This window comes from Micromonospora sp. ATLC20 (assembly GCF_057196585.1).
Window position 1 is genome coordinate 1 of sequence record NZ_JBXUOV010000182.1, and the last position, 11,602, is coordinate 11,602.

General features: G+C 72.5%; 12 protein-coding genes. 7 read left to right on the forward strand and 5 right to left on the reverse strand.

All coding sequences use genetic code 11. From position 1 onward, the window contains the following. Both AC2CHG_RS26205 and AC2CHG_RS26210 read left to right on the forward strand, forming a co-directional pair. Positions 1 to 1,067 (forward strand): AAA family ATPase (locus AC2CHG_RS26205; RefSeq protein WP_484525791.1); only part of this gene is annotated, 1,067 nt, incomplete at its 5' end. Further along, on the forward strand, positions 1,064 to 1,681 hold the full coding sequence (locus AC2CHG_RS26210) for an HAD family hydrolase (RefSeq protein ID WP_355506832.1): 618 nt from the start codon (positions 1,064 to 1,066) through the stop codon (positions 1,679 to 1,681). The genes AC2CHG_RS26205 and AC2CHG_RS26210, both read left to right, overlap by 4 nt. A 7-nt stretch (positions 1,682 to 1,688) precedes the next feature. On the opposite strand, the gene AC2CHG_RS26215 is transcribed toward AC2CHG_RS26210, so the two are convergent. The 5 genes from AC2CHG_RS26215 to AC2CHG_RS26235 all read right to left on the reverse strand — a co-directional run bounded on the left by AC2CHG_RS26215 (position 1,689) and on the right by AC2CHG_RS26235 (position 6,611). Continuing rightward, a complete protein-coding gene (locus tag AC2CHG_RS26215) occupies positions 1,689 to 2,216 on the reverse strand; it encodes a DinB family protein (protein WP_262014775.1) in 528 nt (175 codons plus the stop codon). 52 nt (positions 2,217 to 2,268) lie between these two features. Next, the gene (locus tag AC2CHG_RS26220) at positions 2,269 to 2,757 is read right to left on the reverse strand and encodes a universal stress protein (protein WP_013284571.1); all 489 of its coding nucleotides are present in this window, start codon (positions 2,755 to 2,757) and stop codon (positions 2,269 to 2,271) included. 2 nt (positions 2,758 to 2,759) lie between these two features. Continuing rightward, positions 2,760 to 4,349, reverse strand: a complete 1,590-nt coding sequence (locus tag AC2CHG_RS26225) for an MDR family MFS transporter (protein ID WP_262014776.1) — start codon at positions 4,347 to 4,349, stop codon at positions 2,760 to 2,762. Positions 4,350 to 4,459: 110 nt separating this feature from the next. Continuing rightward, positions 4,460 to 4,885, reverse strand: coding sequence for a MarR family winged helix-turn-helix transcriptional regulator (locus AC2CHG_RS26230; protein ID WP_013284573.1), 426 nt, complete (start codon positions 4,883 to 4,885; stop codon positions 4,460 to 4,462). Between the two features lie 13 nt (positions 4,886 to 4,898). Continuing rightward, positions 4,899 to 6,611: an alkaline phosphatase D family protein gene (locus AC2CHG_RS26235; protein ID WP_484525792.1), complete on the reverse strand. Its 1,713-nt coding sequence runs from the start codon at positions 6,609 to 6,611 to the stop codon at positions 4,899 to 4,901. 146 nt (positions 6,612 to 6,757) lie between these two features. Between AC2CHG_RS26235 and ftsY the strand changes: the two genes are divergently transcribed. The 5 genes from ftsY to AC2CHG_RS26260 form a co-directional block, all read left to right on the forward strand. Next, a complete protein-coding gene (gene ftsY, locus AC2CHG_RS26240; protein WP_262014778.1) occupies positions 6,758 to 7,948 on the forward strand; it encodes a signal recognition particle-docking protein FtsY in 1,191 nt (396 codons plus the stop codon). Between the two features lie 8 nt (positions 7,949 to 7,956). Next, positions 7,957 to 8,820 (forward strand): phosphotransferase, encoded by an 864-nt coding sequence (locus AC2CHG_RS26245; RefSeq protein WP_174361701.1) that lies wholly within the window; start codon positions 7,957 to 7,959, stop codon positions 8,818 to 8,820. A 166-nt stretch (positions 8,821 to 8,986) separates the two neighbouring features. Continuing rightward, positions 8,987 to 10,342 carry an ammonium transporter gene (locus tag AC2CHG_RS26250; RefSeq protein WP_262014779.1) on the forward strand — a complete coding sequence of 452 codons (1,356 nt, stop codon included), beginning with the start codon at positions 8,987 to 8,989 and terminating at the stop codon, positions 10,340 to 10,342. Between the two features lie 25 nt (positions 10,343 to 10,367). After that, a complete protein-coding gene (locus AC2CHG_RS26255) occupies positions 10,368 to 10,706 on the forward strand; it encodes a P-II family nitrogen regulator (RefSeq protein ID WP_013284578.1) in 339 nt (112 codons plus the stop codon). 17 nt (positions 10,707 to 10,723) lie between these two features. Next, positions 10,724 to 11,602: [protein-PII] uridylyltransferase family protein (locus tag AC2CHG_RS26260; RefSeq protein WP_484525793.1), on the forward strand; the 879-nt coding region annotated here is incomplete at its 3' end.

Consider the following 11,602-nt stretch of genomic DNA (forward strand, 5'->3'; position numbering starts at 1 on the left):
GCGCCCAGATCGCCCGGGCCGTGGTCGGCGGCGCCCGGGAGGCGCTCACCCGGCTCACCGTCTCGATCGCCCGGGCCGAGGAGCACCGCGACGCCGTCGCCCGCGAACGCGCCGCGCGCGAGGCCGAGCTGTCCGAGGTACGCGGCGCGGCCAAGCGCCTCGCCGCCGAGCTGGAGCGGCTGACCAGCCAGGTGCACCGCGACGAGGTGGCCCGCGCCGAGCAGCGGATGCGCATCGAGCAGCTGGAAGCCAAGGCCGCCGAGGACTTCGGGCTGGACGTGGCCACGCTCGTCGCCGAGTACGGCCCGGACCGGCTCGTCCCGCCCACCGACGCGGACGTGGCGCTCGCCGAGAAGGAGGGCCGGCCGGTGCCCGAGCCGGTCCGTTACGAGCGGCCGGTGCAGGAGAAGCGGGCCGCCAAGGCGGAGCGGGAACTGGCCCTGCTGGGCAAGGTGAACCCGCTGGCGCTGGAGGAGTTCGCCGCGCTGGAGGAGCGCTTCAAGTTCCTCTCCGAGCAGCTGGAGGACCTCAAGGCGACCCGGCGCGACCTGCTCACCGTGGTCAAGGACGTGGACGACCGCATCCTGGAGGTCTTCGCCAGCGCGTTCGAGGACACCGCACGGGAGTTCGAGCAGGTCTTCACCGTGCTGTTCCCCGGCGGTGAGGGCCGGCTCGTGCTCACCGACCCGGAGGACCTGCTCACCACCGGCGTCGAGGTCGAGGCCCGCCCGCCGGGCAAGAAGATCAAGCGGCTCTCGCTGCTCTCCGGCGGGGAGCGGTCGCTGACCGCGGTGGCGATGCTCGTGGCGATCTTCCGCGCCCGGCCCAGCCCGTTCTACATCATGGACGAGGTGGAGGCGGCGCTAGACGACGTGAACCTGGGCCGCCTGATCACGCTGCTGGCGCAGTTGCGGGAGAAGAGCCAGCTCATCGTGATCACGCACCAGAAGCGGACCATGGAGATCGCCGACGCGCTCTACGGAGTGACGATGCGCGCCGGTGTGACCCAGGTGATCAGCCAGCGGCTCAACCGGGCCGACGACGAGGAACAGGTGACGAGCGAGTGAGTCGGGAACGCGCCACGGCGCTCCTGGTGGACTTCGACGGCGTACTGCGCCGCTGGGATCCGGCGGTGGCCGCCGGCGTCGAGCGGGAGTACGGGCTGACCGAGGGCGTCCTCGGTGAGATCGCGATGTCCTGGGGACTGCTCCAGCCGGTGCTCACCGGCCAGGTCAGCCACGCCCAGTGGATGGTGAGCGTGGCCGACGCGCTGACCCCCGCCGTCGGCGCGGACCGGGCCCGTGCGGCGGTCCAGGAGTGGCAGAGCTACCGCGGTGAGGTCGACCCGGAGGTGCTGGCGTTCGTCCGCGAGGTGCGGGCTGCGGGCATCCGGGTCGGGCTGGGCACGAACGCCACCGACCTGCTCGACGCCGACCTGGCCGCGCTGGGCCTGACCGAGGAGCTGGACGTGATCGTCAACTCATCGGTCGTCGGGGTGCACAAGCCGGCGAAGGAGTACTTCCAGGCCGCCTGCGAGGCGCTGGCGACGCCGCCGGGGCGGGTGCTGTTCGTCGACGACGAGGACCGCGCGGTGGCCGGCGCCCGGGTGGCGGGTCTCTCCGCGCACCGCTGGAGCGGCCCGGCCGACCTGCGGTACCTGCGGGCGGCGCTGGCGTACTGAGCCGGGCTCAGGCGCCGGTGACGCCGTCGATGCGTTCCCGGATCAGGTCGGCGTGGCCGTTGTGCCGGGCGTACTCCTCGATCATGTGCACGTACACCCAGCGCAGGCTGATCTCGTGCGTGGTGTCGCCCCGGCGGTGGCGGAAGGTGTGCTCCAGCGGCAGGCCGGCCACCGCCTCCCGGGCCGCCTCGATCTCGGCGCGCAGCGTGGCGAACGCCTCGGCCGGGTCGGCGTCGGCGATGTCGTTGAGGTCCGCGTCCGGGTCGGTGCTGTAGTCGTAGAGGTCGGGCAACTCCAGGGCGGCGGCGCGGTGGCGGAACCACCAGCGCTCCACGTCGGCCATGTGCCGGACCAGGCCGAGCAGGGTCAGCCCGGAGGGCTCGACGCTTCGGGTACGCAGTTGCTCGGCGGTCAGCCCGGCGCACTTGTGCACCAGGGTGTCGCGATGGTGGTCGAGCCAGCCTTCGAGCATGGTGCGCTCGTCGGCGACGTACGGCTCGTGGCGGCGGTCGATCTCAGGCACGGTCCAGGTCATCCGAGCGATGCTAGGCGAGCGCCGGGCACGCCGCGAAGCGTTAATCGCCGGCCTACGGCACCACGACGACGGGCCAGCGGCCGGTGCGGACCAGCCGGGTGGCGACCGAGCCGACCAGCTTGTGCCCGGCCTGCTCGGACGAGCCGACCACGACCATGTCGGCGCGGTGCTCGTCGGCGGCCCGGCACAGCTCGGTGTAGGCGTCGCCGCGCCGGCACAGGAACGTCACCGGCAGGTCCAGTTCCTCGGCCCCGCGCCGGCACTCGGCACGCAGCTCGTCGGCCAGCTCGTCGTGGGTCTGCTGGACCGCGCCGGCCACCACGCCGGAGAGCATCGCGCTGTACGAGGCGGGCGAGCTGACGAACACCGCCACCAGCGTGGCGCCCTGCCGCCGGGCCAGTCCGGCGGCGTACGCGGCGGCGCGCATCGAGGTGCGGCTGCCGTCCACGCCGACGAGCACCACCCGTGGCCCGTCCGTACCCCGTTCGTAGGGCAGCGGCCGGGTCTGCGGGCCGTACCGTTCACGCTCCGCGGCGTCCATCGTCAGTCCTTCGTTCCGGCCGGAACGGCCTCGGCCGTCTCCCGCCCGGTGGGGACCGGCTCGGCGTTGGAGCGGCGCAGCGGCACCTCCCGGATGAGGACCACCGCGATCAGGGCGAGCAGCCCGAACGGGGCGGCGGCCAGGAAGATGTCACCGGCGGCGTGGCCGTACGCGGACTCGACCACGGCCCGGATCGGGCCGGGGAGCGTGTGCACGTCCGGCAGGCCGCCGCCACCCGACCCGGAGGCCGGGACGCCGAGGCGGCTCAGGCCGTCGGCCAGGTAGCCGGTGACCCGGTGCCCGAGGATCGCGCCGAGCGCGCTGACGCCGATCGCGCCGCCGAGGCTGCGGAAGAACGCCACCACCGAGCTGGCTGCGCCGAGTTCGTCCGGGCGGACGGTGTTCTGCACGGCCAGCACCAGGTTCTGCATGCTCATGCCGACGCCGAGGCCGATCAGCGCCATGAACACGGCGAGGCGCCAGTACGGGGTGTCCGCGCGCATGGTGCCCATCAGCGCGAAGCCGGCGGTGAGCAGCACCGAGCCGATGACCAGCCAGCTCTTCCAGCGGCCGGTGGCGGTGATGATCCGGCCGACCACCGTCGAGGAGACCAGCAGGCCGCCGATCATGGGCAGCGTCATCAGGCCGGACATGGTCGGGCTGGCGCCACGGCTGATCTGGAAGTACTGGCCGAGGAAGACCGAGGCGCCGAACATGCCGACGCCGACCGCGATGCTGGCGATCACGGCGAGCGTGATGGTGCGGTTGCGGAACAGGTGCGGCGGGATCATCGGTTCCGCGGCACGCTTCTCGACCCGGGCGGCGAGCACGCCGAGCACCGCCGCGCCGGCCACCATCGCACCGCTGGTCCAGGAGATCCAGTCGTACTTGTCGCCGGCCAGGGTGATCCAGACCAGCAGCAGCGAGACGGCGGCGGTGATGAGCGTGGCGCCCCACCAGTCGATCTTCACCTCGCGCTTGACCACCGGCAGGCGCAGCGTCCGCTGGAGCACGACCAGGGCGAGCACGGCGAACGGCACGCCGACGTAGAAGCACCAGCGCCAGCCGAGCCAGGAGGTGTCCACGATCACGCCGCCGATCAGCGGGCCGCCGATGGTGCCGACGGCCATCACCGCGCCGAGGTAGCCGCTGTACCGGCCGCGCTCGCGGGGCGCGATCATCGTCGCCATGATCACCTGGGCCAGGGCGGTGAGGCCGCCCGCGCCGACGCCCTGCACCACGCGGCAGGCGATCAGCTCACCCGTGGTCTGCGCCTGCCCGGCGAGCACCGAGCCCAGCACGAAGACCACCAGGGAGAGCTGGACCAGCAGTTTCTTGCTGAACAGGTCGGAGAGCTTGCCCCAGATGGGCGTGGTCGCGGTGGTCGCCAGCAGCGTCGAGGTGACCACCCAGGTGTACGCGGACTGGCCGCCGCGCAGGTCGGTGATGATCCGCGGCAGCGCGTTGGAGACCACGGTGGAGGAGAGGATCGCGACGAACATGCCCAGCAGCAGGCCGGAGAGTGCCTCCAGGATCTGCCGGTGGGACATGTCGACGGCGGTCGCCCGCGCGGGCGCAGTCGCCTGGGTCATCGTGGATTGCCTCCGGAACGGGGGAGAAAGGTTGCCTCGGGCAACCGTATAAGCCGTTGCCTTGAGCAACAACTCGGGTCGGGCCGGCTTTGTTCCCCCTCGCCGGGGGCTCAGAACGACTCGTTGAAGCGGTGCATCAGCCGGGCCAGGTCCGCCACGTCCTCTTTCGGCCAGCTTTCGAGCGAACGCCTGATCTGTCCGAGTCGTGCCGCCCGGGCCGCGTCGAACCGCCGGGTGCCCTCCTCGGTCAGGCTCAGCTGGGCCGCCCGCCGGTCGGTCGGGTCCGGGTCGCGCCGGACCAGGCCCAGCGCCTCCAGACCGCCGATCTGGCGGCTCAGCGTGCCCTTGCCGATGCCCAGCTTCGCGGCCAGGTCGGTGAGGCGGATCGACCCGGAGCGGCGTAGCCAGAGCAGCAGGCCGTACGCGTTGGGTTCCAGGTTCGGGTGGACCTCGCGGGCGATCTCCCAGGACAACGCCCGGCCGCGGCGCAGCAGCGCGGTCAACTCGTGCTCCACGGCGCGCAGCGTCTCGTCCACGCTCAGAGGGTACTCAGTCCCCGTCGCTGAGTTGCTGGTGCGCCACCGGTCGCAGCTCGCCCTCGCTGGTCGTGCCCTCGATCACCACGGCGGCCCTGCGGCCCTGATGGGTGAGCGTGGCGACCGCGTTGCCGAAGTAGGGCCCGGCCAGCTTCCGCCAGCGCACCGGCGGGCGGCGTACCCCGGCCGAACGCGCCAGCGCCCGGGTCGCCCCGGCCGGCCCCGGATTCCAGCCGAGCGTCATCAGCGGGCGCATGCCGGCCGGCACCTGGTTGTGGATCGGCGAACAGGTGAGCTGGTGCACGGGCGTCCGGACGTCACGGTCGGCGAACCGCGCCCGGGCCACGTACGAGTGGTGCACGTCACCGGAGAGCACGCTGATCGACGCCGGTCGCGCGTACGCCGGCCCGGCGCCCACCCGCGCCCCGGTGCGCGGCGCGGTGCCGCTGCCCAGCCGCGCGAACAGCTCGCCCAGCGCCTCGAACGAGCGTCGGAACGCGGCCCAGTGCTCCAGGTCCAGGGCCCGGCGGATCTGCTCGGAGATTCGCGCCACCCACTGCCGGTTGGAGTCGGCCAGGCGCTCGTTCCACGCCTCGACGTGGTGGATGCCCGGCGGCAGCAGCCACGGCAGCGAGCTGCCCACCACCAGATGGTCGTAGGTGCCGTGCGCCTGGTCGAGGAACCACGACCACTCGCCCGGCGGCAGCATCGCCCGGCTGCCGGGCAGGAGCACCCGGCTGGACCGGTTGTCCAGCATGACCAGGCGGGTGCGGCCCAGGTCCAGCGCGTAGCTCCACTGGTATTGCACGGCCCGCCAGCGCTCGGTGTCGTGCGCCAGGTCGGCCTCCTTGTCGACCCGCTCACCGAACTCGTGCAGCACGCCGGTGGCGTCCTCGGCGGCGATCACCTTCGCGTACACCGGGTCGGCGGCGATCTCGTCCGGGCTGAGGTTGCCCAGGTGCTGGTAGACCCAGTAGGAGGCGAGGCCGCTGCGGATCCGCTCGGCCCACCACGGCTGCTCGCGCATGTCCGCGCGCCACGACTGCGAGGTGTTCCAGTCGTCGATCACCTCGTGGTCGTCGAAGATCATCACGCTCGGCACGGTGGAGAACAGCCAGCGGATCTCCGGGTCGCGCCACGACTCCAGGTAGAGCTTGGTGTACTCGTCGAAGCTCACCACCTGCGTCGCCGGGGCGTCCTTCGGCCGCCGCCGGCGCCGCTTGAGCAGCCGCCGCACGGTCGGCGAGGTCTCGTCCGCGTACACCTGATCGCCGAGCAGCACCAGCAGGTCGGGCAGCACGGCCTCGTCGGGCGCGGCCATCACCCGCCGGGCGTACGCGTCCAGCGCGTCAGGCGGCAGCCGGCGCGCGGTGGAGTGCTGGGTGGTCTCCCGGCACGAGCCGAACAACAGCCGCACCGGCTGGTCGGCGTCGTCGAGCGCGCGGGTGCGGATCACGCTGGGCGGGAACGACGAGTCGGGCAGCGGCCACGCCACCTCGTCGTCGATCAGCACCTCGTAGGTGGTGGCGCTGTCCGGGGTGAGCCCGCTCACCACGACGATCGCGTAGTGGTGGTCGTACGCGGAGAAGGTGGGCGAGCTGCCGGTGGCGCCGTCCGCCGTGCGGACGGTGACCACAGCGGGCGAACTGGTCTCCACCCAGATGGTGGCCCGCGTGTCGACGACCCGGCGCAGCAGCGGGCCGATGAGCAGGCGGGAACCGGGCACGACGCACCTCCGACAAGATCGTTGCGGCTGATTCCTACCCGGCCGGCGGTTGCGGTACGCCTTCCGGTGTGAGCGTACCCGCAGGTTGTTCGCGTGCCGAGGCGGTGAGTGGGACGCCGTCGCCGGCATCTGACAGGATTTCGGGCATGACGGAATACCTCCTCGTCGCTCTCGCCCTGCTCGGCGTGCTGATCATCGGCGGCCTGAGCCTCGTGGTGCCCCGGCTGCGCCGGCGCCCGCAGCCGCCGCTGCCGCGCACGGAGGTCGACACCCGGACGGAGGAGGACCTGGCCGGCCCGCCGGTCGAGGCCCCGGAGGCGGAACTCACCACCGGCGTGGTGGTCGAGGCGCCGCCGGCCCCTCCGGTCGAGGTGCCGCAGGTCGAGGTGCCGGAGCCGACCGCCGGCCGCCTGGTCCGGCTGCGGTCGCGGCTGTCCCGCTCGCAGAACGCCTTCGGCAAGGGCCTGCTCGGCCTGCTCAGCCGCGACCGGCTGGACGAGGACACCTGGGAGGAGATCGAGGACAGCCTGATCACCGCCGACGTCGGCATCGACGCCACCCGGGAGATCGTCGACCGGCTGCGCGAGCGGACCCGGGTGCTCGGCACCCGTACCGGGGACGAGCTGCGCGCGCTGCTCGCCGCCGAGCTGGTCAACGCGCTCGACCCGGGCCTGGACCGCTCGCTGCGCACCGCGCCGAAGGAGGGCGTCCCGGCGGTGGTGCTCGTGGTCGGCGTCAACGGCGCCGGCAAGACCACCACCTGCGGCAAGATCGCCCGGGTGCTCGTCGCGGACGGCCGCAGCGTGCTGCTCGGCGCGGCCGACACGTTCCGGGCCGCCGCCGCCGACCAGCTGGAGACCTGGGGCGGCCGGGTGGGCGCCGAGACGGTCCGCGGGCCCGAGGCCGCCGACCCGGCGAGCGTCGCGTTCGACGCGGTCAAGCGCGGCATCGACACCGGCGTGGACACCGTGCTCATCGACACCGCCGGCCGGCTCCAGAACAAGATCGGCCTGATGGACGAGCTGGGCAAGGTCAAGCGGGTGGTGGAGAAGCACGGCCCGATCGACGAGACGCTGCTGATCCTCGACGCCACCACCGGCCAGAACGGGCTGGAGCAGGCGCGGGTCTTCACCGAGGCGGTGAACGTCACCGGCGTGGTGCTGACCAAGCTCGACGGCACCGCCAAGGGCGGCATCGTGATCGCCGTGCAGCGCAAGCTCGGCATCCCGGTCAAGCTCGTCGGCCTCGGCGAGGGCAAGGACGACCTGGCCCCGTTCGACCCGGCACAGTTCGTCGACGCGTTGCTCGGCACCGAGCCGCTCGCCCGGGACGCGTAGCCTCTCCCGTGACGACTGACGATCGCGCCTACGCGGGGTGGCGCGACCCCAGCCACCCGTCGCCACGCCTCGGGAGACCGTACGTGACTTCGCAGGAGATCCCGCTGCACGGCGGGAACGTGAGCACAGTGGTCCGTGTGGGAGACACGGTCCGGCGCAACGCCGGCCCGTGGACGCCCTCCGTGCACGCGCTGCTGCGCCACCTGGAGTACGTCGGATTCACCGGCGCGCCCCGGGCGCTCGGCATGGACGAGCGCAACCGGGAGGTCCTGTCGTACCTGGAGGGGGAGTGCGGGGAGTACCCGCTGGCCCCGCACTGGGTCACCGACGAGGCCCTGGTCACGGTGGCCACGATGCTGCGGATGTTCCACGACGCGCAGTACGGCTTCACCCCGCCGCCCGGCGCGGTCTGGCGCTCGTTCGGGCCGCCCCCGCCGGACACCGAGGTCATCTGCCACCACGACGCCGCGCCGCACAACGTGATCTGGCGGCCGGACGGCACGCTCGGGCTGATCGACTTCGACCTCGCCTCGCCCGGCGCCCGCATCTACGACGTGGCGTACGCGGCCTGGACCTGGGTGCCGATCTTCTCCGACCGGGACTCGATCACGCTCGGCTGGAAGCACCCGGACCGGCCGCGCCGGCTGCGGCTGTTCGCCGACGCCTACGGGCTGATCCCGCGCGACCGGCACCGGCTCATCCGGACCATCCGCAAGCGCATCGTCGACCACGTCGAGGGCATCCGGCGGATGGCCGCCGCCGGTGAACCGGCGTTCGTCCGGATCGTCCACAAGGGCCACCTGCGTCGCCCTATGCGTGACCTGCGGCTGCTCGACTACGAGCGGCACCAGTTGGAGTACGCGCTGCGCTGACCAAGATCGGCGTTCTTCACATGCCGGAAACAACCCGTCACGCGTCGGAAATCGCGCGGTGTCGCTGAAGGAAACAGCCGGCGACAAAGCTTCCGCGCAACCGGCTGACGGGCGATGCTGCCAGGTCTCAGTCGGAGGGAGGAATACGACAACGAGAGGAGGCAGCGTGGAGATCGACACCGGGAACACTGCCTGGTTGCTTGTCTCGACTGCCCTCGTGCTGCTCATGACCCCCGGTCTCGCGCTGTTCTACGGCGGCCTGAACCGGTCCAAGGGCGTTCTGAACATGATGATGATGAGCTTCTCGTCCATCGGGCTCGTCAGCATCCTGTGGCTTTTCTACGGCTTCACCGTCGCCTTCGGCGAGGGCGGCAGGTTCTGGGGTGACCTGGGCCAGTACCTCGGCACCAAGACCTTCGTCGGCGAGAACGACCTGTGGGGCGAGACCGGCATCCCGATCTACGTCTTCATCGCCTTCCAGATGATGTTCGCGATCATCACCGTGGCGCTGATCAGCGGCGCGCTGTCCGACCGGGTGAAGTTCGCCGGCTGGCTGCTGTTCGCGTTCGGCTGGGCCACCCTGGTCTACTTCCCGGTCGCCCACATGGTCTGGGGCGGCGGGCTGATCGGCGGCGACATCGGCGCGCTGGACTTCGCCGGTGGTACCGCTGTGCACATCAACGCCGGTGCGGCGGCGCTCGCGCTGGTGCTCGTGCTCGGCAAGCGGGTCGGCTGGCCGCGCGAGAGCATGAAGCCGCACAACGTCCCGATGGTCGCCCTCGGCGCCGCGCTGCTGTGGTTCGGCTGGTTCGGCTTCAACGCCGGTTCCGAGCTGACCGCCGACGGGGTCACCGCGCTGGCGTTCATCAACACCCAGGTCGCCACCGCCGCCGCGCTGCTCGGCTGGATCGTGGTGGAGTGGCTGCGCGACGGCAAGCCGACCCTGGTCGGCGCCTCGTCCGGCGCCATCGCCGGCCTGGTCGCGATCACCCCGGCCTGTGCGTTCATCACCCCGGCCGCAGCGGTGCTGCTGGGCGTGGTGGCCGGTGCGGTCTGCGCCCTCGCGGTCGGCCTGAAGTACCGGCTCGGCTACGACGACTCGCTCGACGTGGTAGGCGTGCACTTCGTGGGCGGCTGGATCGGCTGCCTCTGGATCGGCCTGTTCGGCACCGCCTCGGTCAGCTCGCTGGTGGAGACCGACGGTCTGCTCGTCGGCGGCGACGCCTCGCTGCTCGGCAAGCAGGCGATCAGCGCGCTGATCGTCAGCGTCTACTCCTTCGTGGTCGCCTTCGCCCTGGGCTTCGTGATCGACAAGACGATCGGCCTGCGGGTCTCCGCCGAGGCCGAGGTCGACGGCATCGACATCGCCGAGCACGCGGAGAGCGGCTACGACCTGTCGCCCACCACGGGCAGCAGCGGTGGCGCGTTCGCGATGGCCGGGATCGGCGCCGGCAAGCCGGCCGCGGAGCCCGCCGTCGAGACCGACGAGTCCGCGCCGGTCAGCGAGAAGGTCGCCGGTTAACGTTCCTGGGATGGAGGGGTTGGACATGAAGCTGGTGACCGCGGTCATCAAGCCGTACCAGCTGGACGCGGTGAAGGAGGCCCTGCACGCGCTCGGCGTGGCCGGGCTGACCGTCAGCGAGGTCCAGGGCTACGGCCGGCAGAAGGGGCACACCGAGGTCTACCGGGGTGCCGAGTACACGGTCGAGTTCCTGCCCAAGATCCGGGTCGAGGTGCTCACCGACGAGATGGACGTCGACAAGATCGTGGACGCGATCGTCGGCGCCGCCCGGACCGGCAAGATCGGCGACGGCAAGGTCTGGGTGACCGGCGTCGAGGAGGTCGTCCGGGTGCGTACCGGCGAGCGCGGGCTCGACGCCCTCTGATCGCCGGATCCGCCGACGTGACCTCGTTGACCACGGCCGCCGCCCCCACCGGGGACGGCGTGCCCGTGGTCAACGAGGTCGCCGGCGTTCCCGCCGGCATCGGCGCGGCCGCCCGGACCGCCCGGGCCGACGCGCTCGACGCCTGGCTGTGCCGGGCCTTCCCGGACCGGGACGGGGTCGCGCTCGTCGCGGTGGGCGGGCTGGGCCGCCGCCAGTGCGCCCCCTACGGCGACCTCGACCTGGTGCTGCTGCACGCCGGGGTACCCGGCATCGACGAGCTGGCCGCGTCGCTCTGGTATCCGATCTGGGACGCCGGGCTGCGGCTGGACCACTCGGTGCGCACCGTCGCCGAGGCGCTGTCGGTGGCCCAGGACGACGTCAAGGTCGCCCTCGGCCTGCTCGACGCCCGGCACGTGGCGGGCGATCCGGCGCTCACCGACCAGCTCGCGCGTACCGCCACCGACCACTGGCGGCGGACCGCGATCCGCCAGCTCCCCGGCCTGCGCGAGATCACCGCCGCGCGCTGGGAGGCGCACGGCGAACTGGCCTTCCTGCTCGAAGGCGACCTCAAGGAGGCGGCCGGCGGGCTGCGCGACGTGGGCATCCTGCGCGCCATCGCCACCGCCGGGGTCACCGACGCGCTCCGCCCCGCCGTACACGCGGCGCACCGGCGGCTGCTGGACACCCGCGACGCGCTGCACCAGCAGGTGGGCCGTCGGGTCGACCGCCTGGTCGCCCAGGAACGCGACGGCGTGGCGCGGCTGCTCGGCGCCGAGGACGGCGACGCGCTGCTGCGGCTCGTGGCCGGCGACGCCCGCACCGTCAGCCACGCCCTGGACGACGCCTGGCGGGCCGCCGACCGGCTCCGCTCCGGCCGGCACCGCGCCGCGCCCGGC